The following is an 18,179-nucleotide window of genomic DNA, read 5'->3' as shown; positions in this document are numbered from 1 at the left end:
GGCGTGCCGGGATAGAAGGCCTTGCGCGCCAGGTGCAGCATCACCGAGGAGTCCTTGCCGATCGAGTACAGCATGACCGGGTTACGGAACTCGGCGGCCACTTCGCGGATGATGTGAATCGACTCCGCTTCGAGCTGCTTGAGGTGGGTCTGTCGCTCGGGGGATAGCATCGCGGCTTGGCAACCTCTCATGACCTTGGGGCATACCGCAATACGCGGCAGCACGGTGAACACGGTGTTGTGCAGGCACGCCCAAGGGCACACCTGGCAGCATCATGGAGGCTAGGGTACTGAGGCTATACTGATAACGTCAAAGAATTAAGAACTATCTTTTTAGCCTATTAAGGAATATCAGGGTCACAAGTCGACGCGCTCGACCCAGGTAGTCAACGTTTCCCCTTCCAGGTCGATGATGCGATATCCGGGACGCGACGCTTCATCGATGGCGAATTCGGGAGAGCCGCTCAAGAACTGGTCGGTAGTCGCTGGGCTACCGTAGACCGCCACCTCGCCTTCCCGCAGGGAGTGGCGACTGGCGAAGGCCTGGTGAATATGGCCACACAGGATGGCACGTACCTGGGAATAGGCAGCCAGCGTCTGCCATAGCGCCTCGCGATCCGCGAGACCGATGGCGTCCATCCAGGCCGACCCGATCTCCAGCGGTGGGTGATGCATGGCCAGCAGGGTCGGCCGGTCGTCTTCCTCCAGGCGTTCAGCCAGGGCCTGGAGCTGCGCTTGCCCCAACTCACCGTGTGGCTGACCGCTGACCTGGGTATCGAGCATCAGCAACCGCCAGTCGCCGAGGTCGATGTCATCGCGAATCTGGTGCTGCTCGGCCATGGACTGGGGATGGTCGTGGTTGCCCGGCAGCCAGAACCAGGGACACGCCATGGCGGAGAAGGCCTCCGCGGCATGACGGTAAGAGGCGAGAGTCTCGTCCTCACTGACGTCGCCGGTCACCAGCAACACGTCGGGACGCTGGCGACGGACATGCTCGAGCACCGCATGGAGCTGACGCAATGGAAAGCCGGAACGTGAGCGTGCCTCGGGATCGGCGTGCAAGTGGCAGTCCGTGACTTGAATCAGCCTCATCAAGAATCCTTGGGTAGGTCAGAGGGCTTAGCGGAAGGCAGGTAGATCCAGCGAATGCCCATGCGCCTGGCCATGCTCCAGCCATTCGCCGAGGAAGCGATTCAATTGCAGCTTTTCATCGGGCTGGTGCATGCGTGCATTGGGGTAGCGATAGCGTCCGTCGAAATGGCGCTGACGCTGGAAATCGGTGACCTCCGCCATGCGCACGTCGTGATAGAGGTGCACACGCATGCGCAGCGGTTCGATGATCGCATCCAGTACCCCGGACTGCGATACCCGGACGATGCTGGTGTAGGGGGCGCGCTCGAGGACTTCCAGCCACAGCGAACCGAAGCGCGTCTCGCGCCCCTTGAGGGCCACCTCGCGCACTTCGCCGGCCTCGAGCTCGCCGAGCAGCCGCGTCAGACGCAGGTAGTTGGCACTACACTCGCCTTGCAGGCTCTTGAGGTCGGTGACGTAAGCGGTTTTGGCCACAGACTTACCTCCTTGCTCGCAGTGAGGCCCGTTCGCGTACCAGCCAGTGGAAGGCGATCAGGCACATGGCATTGTCGAGTCGGCCGGCTTCCAGAAGCTCCCATGCCTTGGGAAACCCTAGCACATGAACCTGGATATCCTCGTGTTCTTCATCCAGGCCATGTATTCCGCCCAGGCCACGACTATCGACCAGACCACAATAAAGGGTCACTCGTTCGTTGCAAGCACCCGGGCTTGGATAATAGGAGTGCAGCTCGATCAGTTCGCCGACTTTGCACCCCGCTTCCTCGATGGACTCGCGACGCGCGACATCGACCGGGTCCTCGCCGGGCTCGATCAGGCCGGCGACGATCTCGAGCTTCCAGGGACTTGCCGGATCGTCGAGAGCACCGGCACGCAGCTGCTCGACCAGCACTACGTTATCACGCTCCGGATCATAGAGCAGGACCCCTACGGCATCATGGCGTACATGCACCTCACGCACCACTTCCGCGCTCCAGCCCCCGCCGAACAGCCGGTGGCGCAGTCGGCGGCGCTCCAAGCGGAAGAAGCCCTGATACAGGCATTCGTCATCGAGACGTTCGACATCTGCGGCCGTAAAGGAAGTCGGCGGTAGTAGCGGCTCGTCCATGGTGCCTCCGAGGGTCATGGCAAAAAAGCCATTATCGCGGCCCCGTCGGAGGATGCCAACCTCGGCGCAGGGAACGCCGCGACTCGCGGCTTTCGGATGTGGACTGCTCGGGAAAGTGGATGTCGCCACCGTTGGCATCGAGCTGCACGATCTCGCTGGGACGCCCCTCGTCATCGAGCCGCACCCAGCCGATGCCAGCCCCGTTCCATAGCCGCTCGCCGGCCTTGGCACAGTCAGGGATCCTTGGCCGGATACGCATGGCACGCCGCTGGGTAAACCAGTTCAACGGCGAGCGGGGGGCATAAAGCCAACGGTTGAGGCGGTCGAACCAGTCCAGCAGCGTATCGGGAAAGGCATTCTTCAGGCCACTGCTGGTGATCTGCCACAATCGAGGCCCCTCGCGACGATGGCGAATGTGAATATCGTAGACAAAGGAGTAGTGCACATCACCCGACAGGATCACGTAATTCCCCGGGGTCCGCGAATGGCGGAAGATATTGAGCATCACACTGGCGGCTCCCCGGTGGGCCATCCAGTTCTCGGCATCCACCAGCAACGGCTTGCCGGCCAGGGTGAATAACCTCTGTACCCCCTCGATCAGTTTGACACCGAACATCGGCGCCGGCGACACGATCACCACCGAGGACTCGTCCAGCAGCGCCTGCTGCAAGTCCGACAACGCCTCCCAGTCCATCAGCCCCGAGGGACGATTGCGGTGGCGCTCGCTGCGCCAGCGACGCGTACGGGTGTCCAGCACCACCAGCCTCGGCGAGGTGGGCACCACAAACTCCCACCTCTCGAAGCGCAACAGCCGCTGGATCAAGGCATCCTGATCGGCAGCCGGCAGGTAGCGGTCCTCACTGCCCTTCGCCAACAGCTCGGCCAGCGCCTCGATTGGCTCGGCCAGGCGATCGGGGTCGTTGCCCCAGCCCTGACACAAGGCATACGCCAGCAGTGCGTTGCCGATGATGCGTCGCGAAAACGGATGGCCATAGGCGGTCTGTTCCCAGGCGGCGGTCAGATTCCAGTCATCGGTGATGTCGTGGTCGTCGAAGATCATCAAGCTCGGCAGATTCGCCATCACCCTGGCCACGCCCTCCAAGCCCTCGATGAAGTCATCGATGACGGCGAGTTCCTTGTCGAACAGCGAGGCTTGTTCGGCGGTGAGAACGGGACGCTCGATGTCGATCAGGCGCCAGGGGACGGGTGACCAGACCAGCAGGTACATGGCCATCACTTCGGCGAAGGTGATCAAGTGATTGTGAGCATTGGCGGACGTGAAGACCGGTTTCCTTACCCCGCCGAAGAAACGATCGCGCAGTGCCTCGCTGGACTCGATATCGGGTAACAGCCACTCGCGCCGATAATAGCTCTCCGGTGCCGCATACAGTGCCTGGCTGTCGCTCACCGTCGCCCCTTCCAGGATTTCATCGAACAACCCCAGGCGCCGGATCAGGGCATGGATGGCGGCCAGCATGGGACCGGCCACATCGTCGGCATAGATCTGGTCACCGGTCATCAGCAGCCAGGCGGGGCGATCCCGCGGCTCGGCCCGATGCTCGCCAAGCCAGGTATCGGCTCGGGTCAGGCCGTCTCCGCCGGCATAATGCGGCTTGCGGCAGGAGCCGTGCAACAGACTGCCAATGCGCGAGGCGATCACGAAGCTCGGCAAGACGGCACCGTCATATCCCAGATGCGCGCCCCAGTCGGCGATACTCACGACCTGCCCGGTTTCGTCCAGCAATGCCAGGTCATAATCGATCCGCACGTCCTGAGGCAGGGGGGAATCGAGGCCGACATCGATGAGATGCACATGGGCATGACGTCCCACCGCCAGGCAACGGCAGGACGCCCCCTCGAGCGTCTGCTCATACGACGGTGAGCCGTCCTCGGGCATCAGGGTCAGCTGCAACGACAACGGACGCGTACCGACCAGCCACATCACGATGCGGTCGGGAGAGATGCGGCGCAGTATGGGACCGGCCAGAACAGCGGGCAGCGCGGAACGAGAGGAAGCGAGGGTTGTCATGGACGCCAAGCGTAACGCAGATGGCAACCCGGCGTCTCGGGATCTATTCCAGTTCGGCCAACAGCGAACGTGCCTGCTCGCGCAGTGCCTCATCGGAGGCCTGGCGGTCCTCGCGGACCTGCCCTTCCACCGCCCGGCGTGCATGCTCGCGGGCCTCGTCCAGACGCCCTTCGTCTTCGAGGAAGGTGGCATAGTAGTAATTCACATCGATGCCTTCGGGTCGTATCTCCAGGGCGCGAGCAAACATCTTCTCGGCGGTCTCGCTGTCGCCGAAGCCCAGTGGCCAGCCCGGTGCCCGATCATACAATGCCCCCAAGGTCACATAGGCCGACCCGTTATTCCCCTGAGGATCGATATCGATGGCCCGCTCCAATGCGGCACGCGCCTCCTTGGCCAGCCCCAGCGCTCCAATCCCTCCCTTGGCACGCGCCTCGGACGCCAGGATGATACCTTTCCAGACCAGCACTTGAGCGGCTTGCGGATGTTCCTCGGCCAGCGCTTTTGCGTCCTCGGCCAATGCCGAGAAGTCATCGGCACGCTCACGTTCCGGTACCTGGGTGGTGATGTGCTCCCAGCGGTTCTTGAGAGCGAAAACCTCGTTTTCGTAGGCTTGGACCGTGCCCCACGGAGTGAGCAACAGCCCCAACATGGCGATCAGTAATCGGTGGCGAATCATCGGCGAACTCCTTCGAATTGTTGTTACCTACGGATGTGTCGTTGGCAGTGACAGCCTGTCACCGACTAAATGTAACGAACGTTTGAATTATTCGCTAGCCTTGAGCATCCCATTGGCGACCGGCGTGCTATTGTGAACTTGCCCCGAGGTTGCGTAAGGTAGCGGGCATTGACAGGCAGCACAGACACGAAATCCCATGAAAGGCCGCAATATGACTCGCTGGCGCGATCCCGCCAAGGACCCGCGCCAGGAACCCAAGAGCAACCTGATCACCCCCGAAGGTTATGCCCGGCTCAAGGGCATTCACGAACACCTGTCGCGGGTGAAACGTCCACAGCTTTCAACCAAGGTCGGCGAGGCCGCGGCACTAGGCGACCGTAGCGAGAATGCCGACTACACCTACAACAAGAAGGAACTCAACCGCGTCATCGCACGCATCCGCTATCTGGGCAAGCGGCTCGATGAGTTGCAGGTGGTCGATCGCTTGCCGGCGGACACCGGCCGCGTCTACTTCGGCGCCTTCGTGACGCTCGAAGATGAGGAAGGCGGGGAGCTGCGGATTCGCATCGTCGGCCACGACGAGACCGATACCGAAAAGCACTGGATCAGCGTCGATGCACCGCTGGCCAAGGCGCTGCTGGGCAAGGCGCTCGACGACGAGGCGACCGTCGCTGCACCGGCAGGCGAGACGACTTATATCATCACCGCTATCGAGTATCGGGAACCAAGCACCTGACAATCTAGGACTTGAACGCCCGATAGACCCGAAAGCGTCGGTCGTCAGCAAGGATTTCGAAGCCACCAAAAGCGGCTTCGAGCAGATCCGGGTAGGGCAGGAAGGCATTGGCCACCAGAATCAGCTGGCCACCGGGTTCGAGGTAATGAGGGGCTTCACCGATCAACTGTGCCGCTGGACCATAGTCGATGCTGCGCTCCTGATGGAAAGGCGGGTTGCTGACGATGACGTCGAAGCGACGACCGTCCAGCGCCGAGTAGACATCGCTGGCCAGCACCTCACCGACTTGAGCATTGGCATCCAGAGTGCGGCGCGTGGCCTCAACCGCGAAGGCATTGACGTCCACCGCAGTGACCCGGGCTCCACGCCGCGCCAACCAGGCGCCGAGAATGCCGTCGCCGCAGCCCATATCCAGAACCCCAAACGAGCCTGACGTCGTCGAAGCCGGCTCCGGCAACACTGCCGGCAACTGCTGCAACAGCAGTTGCGTTCCTTCGTCGAGCTTGCCATGGCCAAACACCCCGGGATGACTGACCAATTGCAGCCCTTCGGCCTCGAAGCGGCTCCAGGCCACTTCAGGATCGATGGTCACTCGCCCCAGGCGAGTCTCGAACAGGGTGCAGCGCCGCGCGCTGTCACGTTTGCGACACCCGAGCCCCAGTGCGGCAAGCACCTTGAGCACGCGCTTGATGCCACCGTTGTTCTCACCCACCACCTGCAGCGGCGTTCCCTCCGGCAGGTAGCGACATAGGGCCAGCAACCACCACTCGCCCAACGCATGGCTCTTGGGCCAGAACAGCACCGCGCCGGGCGGTTCGCCAAAGTCCGTAGCCAGTGCCGTAAACGCCGGTCTGCCCCGTTCGCGCCAGGCTTCCAACACGGCATGGTCGCCACTCAGCACACCGCCCTGCCCGTTTTCCAGCCAAGCATCCCGCGGCGGCGCTACCCACAGCCAACCGCGATAGTCCATGGCTTGGCGTTCCAGCAACTGACAAACGGAGGTTTCAGCATTCATCGAGATGACTCCGCCCGATCGGGCGCATGGGGGGTGGATTTCGTGAGGGTATAGAGCAGATAACGCCCCAGCCGCCAATAGGGTTCACTGGTGCAGTAACGGCGCTCCAGCTCGATCAGCTTGGCCAGACTCTCGTCATCAGGCTGGCGATCACGCAGGTAGTCGTAAAAGACCCGGACCCCGGCCACGGCCCTGATCTCGAGACCGCACTCCGTCGCCCAGGCGACGATCTCCTCATGCATCAGCGGTGAGATCGGCGTCAGGCGCTGGCGCCGGCCGGTACCGGCCAGCCGGTCGGTCAACGCCTTGTCGAGATTGCCCTTGACCACGTTGGAGAAGCGCAAGGCGTCACGGTTGAACACCATCAACGACAACTGCCCGCCGGGCGCCAGCAGCGACGTCAGTGTGCTCATGGCCGCTCGCGGATCGCCCAGCCATTCGAGCACCGCATGACACACGATCAGCGGCCAGGGACCGGGAGCTGCCTGGCCAAGCCGCTGCAGCGGCACCGGCAGAAAAGTCGCGTCATGGCCAGCCAAGTGCTGCCGAGCCGCGTCCAGCATCTCGGCCGAGGGTTCCGCCAGGGTCACGGGGTGGCCGCGTTCGGCGAACCAGGCACTCATATGCCCTAGCCCGGCGCCCACATCCAGCACCGGCTGCTCATGCAGGGACAGCATCTGCGGTAGCAGGTACTCCAGCACGGCCAGGCGAATCTCGCCGCGGGTACTGCCGTAGAGACTAGTGGCAAACTTGTCGCCCAGCCCATCGAAATGGCGGTCGCCATGCACCGATAGCGATACCGGCCGGGGCACATTACTGGATCTGTCTGCCATCGAGGCTCCGCGCGGTGGTTCGTTCACAGGCCCTATTCTACCCATCAAACGCCGCAAGCTCATCGTGTCAGCGATAGTCGCGATCGTGCATCGCCCATTTCTTGATCAAGTTTAGCTAAAATAAAATACGTATTTCAACAATACTCAAACAATGACATACAACATGTAAAGGAATTAGAATCACACCAAATAACATCCAACTGGGGACCGTTCCTTGGGCCGTCGCGCCGCCTTGCCTGCTACTCTCGCCGAGCTACTGGAGATACCCAGCCTGGCCATTGCCATCGCCGACGGCGAGGTGCCGCGCTGTCCGTTACTGTTCGTCAATCGTGGCTTCGAAGCTCTCACCGGCTATACCCGAAACGAGGTGATCGGACAATCCTTCCGCCTATTGCAGAGCCCGAGTACCGAACGGAAAGCCATCGGTGCGATACGCGATGCCATCAAGTACGATCGCCCCATTACCCTGACGCTGGAGAGCCGCCGCAAGGACGGTTCGACATTCTGGAACGAACTGAGTCTCTCCTCGTTGTTCGGCCATGACGGATATCGTTACCTGATCGGCTTTCAGCGCGATGTCAGCGAGCGCGAACATGCCCGACAGCGCATGGAACTGGCCCAGGCGGTATTTCGCAATACCCATGACGGCATCCTGGTCACCGATGCCGACAAGCACATCATCGACACCAACCCGGCATTCACCGAACTCACCGGCTACGCCCGCCATGAAGTGATCGGCAAGAAGCCCAATCTGCTGTCATCGGGCAAGCACGACTCCGGCTTCTATCAGAGCATGTTCGCCGCCGTGGAAGAACGCGGCTTCTGGAGCGGCGACATCTGGAACACACGCAAGGACGGCAGCCAGCTCATCGAAAACACCACCATCTCGGCGATTCGTGACGAAGCCGGCCTGATCGTCAACTATATCGGCGTGTTTCGCGATATCACCCAACGGCGCCTCAACCAGGCCCGTCTGGAGCGCATGGCCAGCTATGATCCTCTGACCGGGCTGTTCAATCGCGAGCACTTCAACACCCTGCTGGAACGCCAACTGGCGAGTCTGGAGTTCACCCAGACCGGGCTGGCGGTGCTGTTTCTCGACCTGGACGACTTCAAACCCATCAACGACAGCTTCGGCCACACCAGCGGCGATGAACTGCTCATCGAGATCAGCCGCCGCTTGAAACGCCTGATGCGCGCCAACGACCTTACTGCGCGCTTCGGCGGCGACGAGTTCGTGATCGCCTTGAGCGGGCTGGGCACCGCTGAGAAGGCCGGCAAGGTCGCACGGAAGGTGCTCGACGACATCGTGCAGCCATTCGAGCTCGACAACGGCCAGCGAGTGAACGTGTCGGTCTCCATCGGCATCGCCTTCACCGGCGATCACAGTGTCACCGGCACCACCCTGCTCGATGCCGCCGATACCGCCATGTACGAGGCCAAGCAGCGCGGCAAGAACTGCATCGCCTTTGCCGACGTCATCAGCCCCACGGCTGACGGCGAAGATGTCTTCTCGATCATCAAGGGCGCCTTCGAGAGGGGGCAGGTCGAGCTGTTCTATCAACCGATCCTGTCGTTCCAGTGCAATGAAATCGTCGGCTTCGAAGCCCTCGCCCGCTGGCGGCATCCCAAGCAAGGCATTCTGGGCCCGGAACACTTCATAGGCGTCATCACCCACTCGGCCCTGAGCCTGCCCTATGGGCAGTGGCTGATCGATCAGGCTGGGCGCATGGCCCAGCGCTTTCGTGAAGCCGGCTATCAGGTACTGATCGGCGTCAACCTGTCCCAGGATCATATCGAGACCGGCGCCTTCCTCGAGGCCCTGTCGACGACCCGAACCCGCTACGACCTGATGACCGCCCCCTTCCTGATCGCCGAAGTGCTGGAATCGACCCACTTCCACGACCTGGACCTGGCCTGCAGCCTGCTGCAGGAAGCCCACGCCCTGGGGGCCGAGGTGGCGCTGGACGACTTCGGCTCGGGCATATCCTCGATCACCTACGCCAGCCAGTTGCCGCTGAATACGCTCAAGATCGACCGCACCGCCACCCGGCACGTGGACAGCCGCCTGGATCGCCAGCAATTCATCAGCGGGATCATCCATATGGGCCATGCCATGCAACGTCAGGTGCTCGCCGAAGGCATCGAGAGCCAGGCCCAGCTCGACACGCTCAAGGCCATGGGCTGCGACCTGGGCCAGGGATATCATATCGGCCGCCCCATGGCAGAAGGCGAGTTGATCGCTCGCTACCTCAGCAGTCAGCATCCCACTGAAGCTACCGGCGGCTACTTGCTGTGCCGCGGTCATTGACTGTGGCGACCAGCTGCGGGTTTATCTTGCGCGTTCAGGGGCTTATAATAGTGGCCGTTTGCCGATAAGCCCCTATAGCTCAGCTGGATAGAGCGTCCCCCTCCTAAGGGGAAGGTCTCAGGTTCGAATCCTGATGGGGGCGCCATCCTCTCCGCCTCCCCCTCGACAGAGCGTCGGCATCGCCAGTGTTTCCAGAAACGTCCTGCCTGTCAGCTGTCCACCGGCTTCAGCGGACGCCAATCACTGCGGTTGGCAAGGAATTCCGGACGCGGCTTGTTACCGCAATACGGGTCATGAAGGGTGTTCTCGACACTGTTGTAGACGAAGAACAGGTTGCTTCTCGGCCAGCAGGACATGTTGACGTTCGAGCCATGCAGGGTGTTGCACTCGAACATGATCAGCGAGCCGGCCGGCCCTTTGGGCGCTTCGATATCTCCTTTCAGCATCAGCTCGCGCAGGCTGCTCTGGTCGGGAACACCGACATACTGGCTCTTCAACGACTCCTTGTAGTTGTCCTCCGGCGTGCGGCCTACGCAAGGCACAAAATAGTGGTGCGAGCCGGGGACCAGCATCAGCGGCCCATTGAACTCGCCATTCTCGGTCAACACGATCGAGCAGCTCAGCGAACGCATGCGCGGCATGCCATCCTCGCTGTGCCAGGTCTCGAAGTCGGAGTGCCAGTCGAAGCCCTTGCCCTTGAAGCCAGGCTTGTAGTTGATACGTGACTGATGGATGTAGACATCACTGCCCAGCAATTGCTGAACCATCGCCAGGATTCGAGGGTCCCGGGTCAAGCGGCTGAAACGCTCGGAAATCTCATGGATGCCGAAAATCGAGCGAATTTCCTCCCTTCCCGGTTCGAGAATAGTACCCTCAGACAACTTTAGATCTGCATCGTCCTCATATTCCCCCAACTCCTGTATGAAGGCGTCCATCTCCTCCTTGTCGAAATATTCCTCGAAGGAAAGAAACCCCTTGCGGTCGAATTCATCGACTTGCTCCTTGCTCAAAGGACCGTCATTGCGTTGACCGTCCTCGCTGTGCACAACCGGATCGATACGCTCGAACATCCCCAGCTTACGTTCCAGACGGGTGGGAAACAGATCCTGAGTATCTTTCATGACGAACTCCTGAATCGGTCTGCTTTCAGCCATCTCCTCCCCGCCTTCGACTATGACTTCCCCTGGTAGTGCCCAAGAATATCGAGAGCAACGCGGCCTGCTTCATGCCGCCACGACGATCCCGTCCCGTCCCTCGGTCTTGGCCCGATAGCAGGCCGCATCGGCGCGTTCGATGATGCTCTCGATGGAGTGATCGACGTCGGCGAAGCTGGCAACGCCGATGCTTAGCGTGACACGGTATTGCTTGTCATCATGGCTGACACTGATGTCTCGCACTGCCCGCTGCAGGGCTTCAGCGACTTTCCTGGCGTGCGGCAAGGTACAACTCGGCATCAGCACCGCGAACTCGTCTCCTCCCTGACGCGCCACATGATCGCTGCGCCGCACCTCCCATGCCACGATCTGGGCGATACGCCGCAACATCTCGTCGCCCAGGGAATGCCCACCCTCATCATTGATGGGTTTGAACTGATCCAGGTCGAACAGGATCAGCACCGAGGGCGTGCCGGTTTTCTGCCACTCGGCCATGGCCTCTTCCAGACGCCGTTCGAAACCGCGACGATTGAGTAGCCCGGTCAAGGGGTCGTGTTCCGCCTCCCAACGCTGTAACGCTTCCCGCTCGCGACGCTGGGTGATGTCCTTGACGGTCCCCACATACCCCAGTGGTCCGGCCTGGTCGCGAACCTGGCGGATATGGACTTCCAGCCACAAGGTGTCGTCATCGGCAGTGAGGTAGCGGAACTGACGCTGGAAGTCGCGCCCGGTTCTCAGCATATCGCGCCACAGATCCCGGATGTCGTTGACGTCCTCGGGATGGAGATGGTCGAAGATTTCCCAGTGGCGATGGGCAGCCTTCGAATATCCCGTCAGTTGTTCGAGTGCCGGATTGACGTACTCGACCAGCCCCTGGAGATTGCACACGAACATCCCCACCGGCGACGAGGCCAGCACCGCATCGAGGAAGGCCTGGCGGTCCTTGAGCAGAGATACCGCTTCCCCGCGCTTGCCTTCCAGGCGATTGAAGGCACCGGCGACCTCCTGCAATTCGCGCATCCGGGTGGTCAAGCGAACTTGGGTGGCTTCTCCACGGCCGATGCGTTCGATCTGGCGCTCGAGGCGATGAAGGGGCTTCAGCAAGGTCTTCAGCAGCGACCATAGCAGCGGCAGCATCAATGCCACTGCAAACAAACCCACCCACCATAGCTCACGCACGAAGGCACCGATCGGCCCCCGGATCTGACGGGTAGGAAGAAAGACCCCGACGACCCAACCGGCCGACCAGACCTGCCGATAGGCCTGCAGTGCCGGCTCTCCGGACAGCAGCCGCCCTTCGGCCGCGCCCTGCCAGCCCGAAAGCGCCAGATCGAGATGCGGGTTCTGCTCGGGGCCGGGCACCCGCTGCATGAGCAGCGAATTGTCGGGGTGCGTGATAATGCGTCCGGACGCCGTCATCAACGCGGCGAAACCCGCCTCGCCGATGCGGATACGGCGCAGGTTGGCGAAGAAACTACCGCTTCTGACGCTGACCACGCCACCCACTATGCCGGCGAAGCTGCCATCGCCATCGTGCAACGGCACGCCAATCATGATCAGCGGCACATCACTGGCTTCCCCGATGAACGGTTCACTGACATGGGGACGACGTACCTGCTTGATGAACTGGAAGTATTCACGATCGGTCACATCGAGCCCGCGGCGCCCCTTCAGTCGCGGCCAGTCGGCAAGCACCCGCCCCTCGGCGGAGATCACCACCAGTAAATCGAAGGCCTCCAGCAGACTTTCGTTCTCTCGCAACAAGGCGTCCGCCTGCTCGGCATCGGGCTCTGCCCGAGCGGCCAAGCGCTCCAAGGCCCCGACTCTTTCCTCGATGGCCTGTTCGATATGCTGCGCGATCAGTGTGGCTTCATACTCCAGGTGGGCGGTATTGGCCTTCGTGCCCAAGCTGCTGCCGGCTTGGGAGGCATAGATCAACACCGCCGCAATCACGACCAGCCACCCGAGAGCGATTCCCAGAAGCAGGCGTGCATGCAGAGAACGAAGGAGCCATCCCATTCCGTGTCGAACCATTTCCTGTCAGGCGTTGATCCCAGGCTAACATGCCCTGGCCTCGGCACATCGCCTTTTCGTTAACAAGTGTAGCCTTGATCAACCGCCGGTATAGGTAATGTCGATTCAGGCGGGTGTCGTTTTTGGCTTACGCCAAAAGGACAAGCCAGACCGCCAATGTTTGACTTCCGGTCATTGTCCCCTCAATAGTTAGGCAATCACCCCGTTCCTTTTCGTGGCAACCCTGCTCATGGATGATGGTCCCAGTCGTAACTCCGACACCGCTCATGGCGAACCTTCCGGCAATCCGCTGGTGCAGGGGCTGCCGATTCCCCGGGGTGAGGTCTCACAACGAGACTTCGCCGAGCTGGCCTTCCTCCATGGTCTGGTGGGCATCATCATCACCGACCCCGAGCATCGCATCCTGGTCGCCAACCCGGCATTCAGTGCGATCACCGGCTACGACGGACAGGAGGTGATCGGCTGGGATATCTCGGTCTTTCACAGCCGCGAGCAGAAGCCCGAATATCACGAGCAATGCCAGCATCTCGACCTCAAGCACCGCTGGCAGGGCGAAGTCCTGTGCCGACGCAAGAACGGCGAGTACTACCCGGAACTGCTGATCATCAATGCAGTACACGATGCTCAGGGGCGGCTCACGCATTACGTGCGCGCCTTCATCGACATTTCCACTCTCAAGGCCAATGAATCACAGTTGCGCCTCAAGGCACACTACGATCCCTTGACCGGGCTCGCCAACCGGCTGTTGCTCAACGACCGGCTCGCACATGCTATGCGCCGTGCCAAGCGCCACGATCGGCGCTTCGCCCTGCTGTTCATCGACCTGGACTGCTTCAAGCGCATCAACGATTCGCTCGGCCATGCCGCAGGCGACCAATTGCTCAAGCAGACCGCCAGGCGCCTGTCCCGAGTGCTGCGAAGCGATGACACCCTGGCCCGTTTCGGCGGCGATGAGTTCGTCGCCCTGCTCGAGCACGATGTCAGCTCCGCCTCGGCGCAAAACGTGGCGATACGACTGCTGGAAGCGCTCGAGCCGCCTTTCTGGATCGCCGGACAGCATCTCCCGGTGTCAGGCAGCATCGGCATCGCGTTGTATCCTCAGGACAGCGACGACATCGACGAACTGATACATCATGCCGATGCCGCCATGTACGCGGCCAAACGCGCCGGTCACGGCCGCTATGCTTTCGTCGACAAGGCCTTGAGCCGCGACATGCAGGCGCAGTTGACACGCGAGATCGCCTTGCGCGAGGCCTTGGGCGCTCCCGACCGGCACTTCCGCCTCCTCTATCAGCCCCAGATCGACCTGCAAACGGGCCGCCCGGTGGGGCTGGAAGCCCTGGTGCGCTGGCACCCTCCCAGCCAGGAACCGTTGTTGCCGCGCCAGTTTCTGCCACTGGCCCGAAGCCTCGGCCTGGCGGTGCGGCTAGATCGTTGGGTGCTTGGCCAAGTGATTCGCCAGCACCAGCATTGGCTGATGAACGATTCGCCGCTGGCCAAATTGCCGATCGCGGTCAATATCGTCGATCAGCACCTGCTGGAGGATGCCTTCGACCATCAGCCGCTGGACCGCTTCCTGCGCGAGCATGCCGAGGATGCCTCATGGCTGACGCTGGAGATTGCCAGTGACAGCCTGGCGGGCGAACCCGAGGAGCTACAGCACCTGCTGCGTCGCCTGCAGCGTCTCGGGGTCAAGCTGGCCATCGACGAGTTGGGTGACGGCTATGTCAATTTTGCCTACCTGTCACGACTGCCCATCCGCCAGGCCAAGCTCAATGGCGCCCTGGTGGCGAGTGTCGCCAGGCAGGAACGCAGCCAGAAGCTGATTGGCGGCATTCATCACCTGCTGGCAAGCCTCGGTGTCGATTGCATCGTGGTCGGGGTGGAGAACCAGCCTACGGCGACGGCGCTGATCGCCCAGGGCGTCACCCGCTCCCAGGGCAACCACTTCGCCGCCCCCATGACCGCAGCGGACCTGGCGGGCTGGTACCAGACCCAGCAGGATTAACCCAATTGGCGAGCCAGCGCACGCACCTGTGCCAATTCGCGCCGCCGCCTCACCTCATAGGCGATGGCCAGCCCCACCGTGATCAGAATCAGGATCAGGCCCAGGGCATTGACGGCCGGTGTCAGGCCGGTACGCACCTTCGAGGCGATATACACCGTCAGGGTGGTGTCGTAACCGGCCACGAACAGCGTGGTGTTGTAGTTTTCGAACGACTGCAGGAAGGCGATCACCGCCGCCGACAGGATCGCCGGCTTCAGATACGGCAGCAGGATGCGCCGGAACATCTGCCACTGGCTGGCCCCCAGATCCAGGGCGGCCCGTTCCATGGTCCGGTCGAAACGTTGCAGCCGCGCCATCACCATCAGCATCACATAGGCAGCGATGAAGGTGGTCTGGCCCAGTACGGTCAGGAAGATCCCGCCACTCACCCCGAACTGGCGCCAGAAGATCAGTGTCGAGATGCCGATGATCACTCCCGGCGTCAGCAGCGGCGACAGGATCAAGGCATAGACGAACGGCTTGGTGCGGCTCGACACGGTGTTGAGGAACAAGGCGCTGGAAATGCCGATCGGCACCGCCAGGCACAGCACCCCGACCGCCACCATCAGACTGTTGGACAGCGCCTGCCACATGCCACCGTCGGCCCATAGCTCGCCGAACCATTTCAGGGTGGTTCCCCCCCAAGGTGTCACGGTGGGAAAGCGGCTGTCGTTGAAGGTGGCCGCCGACATCACGATCAACGGCAGAAACAGGTAGGCGAAGAACACCACGATATAGAACTTGAGGCCGAAGCCCAGCAGGCGCTGTGAACTCATCTCATCGTCTCTTTACTTGGCAATATCACCCAGCCCCACCTTGAAGACCTTCATCACCAGGGTCATGAAGCCGATACACAGCACCAGCAGCAGGAAAGCGTAAGCCGCGCCTTGGTTCCAGTTGCCGCCCTCGAAGAACCAGTTGTAGATGATCTGGGTGAACCAGCGGCTGCCCGGCGAGCCCAGCAGCGCCGGCACCGCATAGCTGCCCGCCGCCAGCATGAAGGTCATGATGCAGCCGGTGGCGATGCCCGGCTTGGCGTGCGGAATGACGATGCGCCGATGGGTGCGAATGCTGCCCGCCCCCAGATCGCGCGCCGCCCGAATCTGGTTGTCGTCGAGACTCTCGATGGCGTTGTACAGCGGGAAGACCATGAACAGGATATAGGCGTAGACCATGCCTACCATCACTCCGCCATCCCCGCTCAGAAAGCGGATCGGCCGCTCGATCAGCCCCAGTGCCAGCAGGATCTCGTTCAAGGGGCCACGAAAAGCCAGGATGATGAACCACGAATAGGTGCGCAGAATCTCGTTGATCCAGAACGGCACGATCAGCAACAGGATACATAGCGCCGCCTGGCGCGGAGTGGCCACCTTGGCCAGGTAGTAGGCCAACGGATAACTGACCACCAGCGTCAGCACGGTAACCAGCACGCTCGACCACAGGGTCTTGAAGAAGATCGAGCGGTGGATCTCATTGTCGAATAGCGTGACGTAATTGGTCAGTGTCCAGGTGTCGTCCGGTCCGCCCAGTTGGGCCGGCAGCAGATTGGGTCGGAAGGAGTAGTCGATCATCTGCAATTGCGGCAGGGTGACCATGACGATCAGCCACATGCCCAGCAGCGTGAGGATGGCCATTGCCAGCGGGCGGCCGAAACGCTCGCTAAGCTGACGGAACACGGGCACCTCCCACCGCCTTGGCCGTGCTACCAGCTCCGCTCCCGGTGATGTTCTCGAGCACCTCGCCGGTGTCCTCGTCGATTACCGGGCTGCCGTCGTCGGGCAACACCACGGCATCCTCGGGATCATAACCGAAGGTGGCCTGCTTCCCTGGCTCGAGCGTGCCGGCGGCCTGCTTGGCCAGTTCGCTGCCGAGTTGGATGCGCAGCTTCTCGCCGCTGGCGTCCAGACGCGCTTCCAGCATCAGCCAGGCGCCCTCGAAATGCACCGCCTCGATGGTGGCGGCGAGCCTGGGGCCCGAATGGGCACGATTCACCGGTCGCAAGTGCTCCGGTCGCACGTAGAGTGCCGCCGGTTCCCCGTTGGCCAATGGCACACTGTCGCCGACCGCGGCACGCCCTGCCAGTTCGCCCAGTGCCCCGCCATCGAGCCGCACGCGCGGTCCCTCGCGATCGAGCACCCGGGTTTCGATGCGATTGTTCTCGCCGACGAAGGAGGCCACGAAGCCGGTCTGCGGCGCCCGGTACAGTGTCATCGGGTCGGCCACCTGCTGGATGCGCCCCGCGGACATCACCGCCACCCGGTCGGACATGGTCAGTGCCTCACCCTGGTCGTGGGTGATATAGATGAAGGTGATGCCGGTCTTGCGCTGGATCGCCTTGAGTTCGGCGCGCATATGCTGGCGCAGCTTCAGATCCAGCGCCGACAGCGGTTCGTCGAGCAGCAAGACTCGCGGTTCCACCGCCAGCGCCCGGGCGATGGCGATGCGCTGCTTCTGGCCACCGGACAGCTCGGCGACCTGCTTGGCGCCACTGCCTTCCAGCGCCACCAGCGCCAGCAGTCGCTCGGAGACCTCGCGCCGCTGGCGCTTGCTCACACCGCGCACCTCAAGGCCGAACTCGATGTTCTCGAATACGCTCATCAACGGGAACAGCGCCAGGTTCTGAAAGATCATCGCCGTGGGCCGGCGATTGACCGGCACCCCGATCATCGACTCGCCGCCGATCTTCACCTGGCCCTCGGTGGGGGTGAGAAAACCGCTGATCATGTTGAGGATCGTGGTCTTGCCACAACCCGAAGGCCCGAGGAAGCTGAAGAACTCCCCCGACTCGATCGCCAGCGACGTACGTTCGATAGCGGTGAAGTCGCCAAAGCGCATCACCACGTTATCCAGAAAGACGCTACCGTCCATTGAAACCTCATTATTCCCTAGCCCAAGGATGCTGCACAGGGCGGGTTGCCAATGACAGGCATAATCGCGGCTGAAGCCGCTCCTACATTAGCCATGGTGCCCACACCGCCTGCTGCTCGGGCATTGGCAACCAATCGCGGCTAAAGCCGCTTCTACAGATACCGGTGCCCGCGGCGAATGATAGGGGTCGGGAAGGCATAGCCTCCCCGCCCTCCGAACCGTGCATGCGGTTCTCCCGCACACGGCTCTCCAGTCGATGGTTTCAACATCGTGATTGGCT

The 18,179-nt window shown here is 61.9% G+C and carries 16 protein-coding genes and 1 tRNA gene; 4 read left to right on the top strand and 13 right to left on the bottom strand.

Going from position 1 to position 18,179, the window contains the following annotated elements; genetic code table 11:
* The 6 genes from ACFOEV_RS03285 to ACFOEV_RS03260 form a co-directional block, all read right to left on the bottom strand.
* Nucleotides 1-170: phosphoadenosine phosphosulfate reductase domain-containing protein (locus ACFOEV_RS03285; RefSeq protein ID WP_386771572.1), on the bottom strand; the 170-nt coding region annotated here is incomplete at its 3' end.
* Nucleotides 171-356: 186 nt separating this feature from the next.
* Complete coding sequence (locus ACFOEV_RS03280) at nt 357-1,091, bottom strand: phosphodiesterase (protein ID WP_386771570.1); 735 nt, start codon at nt 1,089-1,091, stop codon at nt 357-359.
* Between the two features lie 27 nt (nt 1,092-1,118).
* Nucleotides 1,119-1,565, bottom strand: a complete 447-nt coding sequence (locus ACFOEV_RS03275; RefSeq protein WP_386771568.1) for a DUF1249 domain-containing protein — start codon at nt 1,563-1,565, stop codon at nt 1,119-1,121.
* A 4-nt stretch (nt 1,566-1,569) separates the two neighbouring features.
* Nucleotides 1,570-2,196, bottom strand: coding sequence for an NUDIX domain-containing protein (locus tag ACFOEV_RS03270; protein WP_386771566.1), 627 nt, complete (start codon nt 2,194-2,196; stop codon nt 1,570-1,572).
* A gap of 31 nt (nt 2,197-2,227) precedes the next feature.
* Nucleotides 2,228-4,225: an alkaline phosphatase family protein gene (locus tag ACFOEV_RS03265; protein ID WP_386771564.1), complete on the bottom strand. Its 1,998-nt coding sequence runs from the start codon at nt 4,223-4,225 to the stop codon at nt 2,228-2,230.
* Between the two features lie 43 nt (nt 4,226-4,268).
* Nucleotides 4,269-4,901, bottom strand: coding sequence for a tetratricopeptide repeat protein (locus ACFOEV_RS03260; RefSeq protein ID WP_386771562.1), 633 nt, complete (start codon nt 4,899-4,901; stop codon nt 4,269-4,271).
* Nucleotides 4,902-5,097: 196 nt separating this feature from the next.
* Here ACFOEV_RS03260 and greB point away from each other — a divergent pair, with 196 nt between their 5' ends.
* Nucleotides 5,098-5,637 (top strand): transcription elongation factor GreB, encoded by a 540-nt coding sequence (gene greB / locus ACFOEV_RS03255; RefSeq protein WP_386771560.1) that lies wholly within the window; start codon nt 5,098-5,100, stop codon nt 5,635-5,637.
* A 4-nt stretch (nt 5,638-5,641) separates the two neighbouring features.
* Here greB and ACFOEV_RS03250 read toward each other — a convergent pair whose 3' ends face one another.
* Entirely contained in the window at nt 5,642-6,652 is a 1,011-nt protein-coding gene (locus tag ACFOEV_RS03250; RefSeq protein ID WP_386771558.1) for a methyltransferase, read from the bottom strand.
* Nucleotides 6,649-7,485 carry a methyltransferase domain-containing protein gene (locus ACFOEV_RS03245; protein WP_386771556.1) on the bottom strand — a complete coding sequence of 279 codons (837 nt, stop codon included), beginning with the start codon at nt 7,483-7,485 and terminating at the stop codon, nt 6,649-6,651. The genes ACFOEV_RS03250 and ACFOEV_RS03245 overlap by 4 nt, the downstream gene beginning before the upstream one ends.
* 214 nt (nt 7,486-7,699) lie before the next feature.
* Here ACFOEV_RS03245 and ACFOEV_RS03240 point away from each other — a divergent pair, with 214 nt between their 5' ends.
* Nucleotides 7,700-9,796, top strand: a complete 2,097-nt coding sequence (locus tag ACFOEV_RS03240; RefSeq protein ID WP_386771554.1) for a putative bifunctional diguanylate cyclase/phosphodiesterase — start codon at nt 7,700-7,702, stop codon at nt 9,794-9,796.
* 68 nt (nt 9,797-9,864) lie between these two features.
* Nucleotides 9,865-9,941: transfer RNA gene (locus ACFOEV_RS03235), tRNA-Arg, on the top strand.
* Between the two features lie 64 nt (nt 9,942-10,005).
* Here ACFOEV_RS03235 and thpD read toward each other — a convergent pair.
* Nucleotides 10,006-10,917 (bottom strand): ectoine hydroxylase, encoded by a 912-nt coding sequence (gene thpD, locus ACFOEV_RS03230; protein ID WP_386771552.1) that lies wholly within the window; start codon nt 10,915-10,917, stop codon nt 10,006-10,008.
* Nucleotides 10,918-11,019: 102 nt separating this feature from the next.
* Nucleotides 11,020-12,969: a sensor domain-containing diguanylate cyclase gene (locus ACFOEV_RS03225; RefSeq protein WP_386771550.1), complete on the bottom strand. Its 1,950-nt coding sequence runs from the start codon at nt 12,967-12,969 to the stop codon at nt 11,020-11,022.
* A 244-nt stretch (nt 12,970-13,213) separates the two neighbouring features.
* Between ACFOEV_RS03225 and ACFOEV_RS03220 the strand changes: the two genes are divergently transcribed.
* Nucleotides 13,214-14,992, top strand: a complete 1,779-nt coding sequence (locus ACFOEV_RS03220) for a putative bifunctional diguanylate cyclase/phosphodiesterase (RefSeq protein WP_386771548.1) — start codon at nt 13,214-13,216, stop codon at nt 14,990-14,992.
* Here ACFOEV_RS03220 and ACFOEV_RS03215 read toward each other — a convergent pair.
* The 3 genes from ACFOEV_RS03215 to ACFOEV_RS03205 are packed head-to-tail and all read right to left on the bottom strand — an operon-like array spanning nt 14,989 to nt 17,899.
* On the bottom strand, nt 14,989-15,807 hold the full coding sequence (locus tag ACFOEV_RS03215; RefSeq protein WP_386771546.1) for an ABC transporter permease: 819 nt from the start codon (nt 15,805-15,807) through the stop codon (nt 14,989-14,991). The two genes, ACFOEV_RS03220 and ACFOEV_RS03215, sit on opposite strands and share 4 nt — an antisense overlap.
* A gap of 12 nt (nt 15,808-15,819) precedes the next feature.
* The gene (locus tag ACFOEV_RS03210; RefSeq protein ID WP_386771544.1) at nt 15,820-16,707 is read right to left on the bottom strand and encodes an ABC transporter permease; all 888 of its coding nucleotides are present in this window, start codon (nt 16,705-16,707) and stop codon (nt 15,820-15,822) included.
* Nucleotides 16,691-17,899 carry an ABC transporter ATP-binding protein gene (locus tag ACFOEV_RS03205; protein WP_386771542.1) on the bottom strand — a complete coding sequence of 403 codons (1,209 nt, stop codon included), beginning with the start codon at nt 17,897-17,899 and terminating at the stop codon, nt 16,691-16,693. Before ACFOEV_RS03205 ends, ACFOEV_RS03210 begins: the two co-directional genes overlap by 17 nt.
* Nucleotides 17,900-18,179 lie beyond the last annotated feature (280 nt).

Source organism: Litchfieldella rifensis (genome assembly GCF_042646605.1).
In the GTDB taxonomy this organism is placed as follows: domain Bacteria; phylum Pseudomonadota; class Gammaproteobacteria; order Pseudomonadales; family Halomonadaceae; genus Litchfieldella; species Litchfieldella rifensis.
Note: the sequence above shows the minus strand (reverse complement) of the source record. Positions and strands in the feature narration are given on the sequence as shown.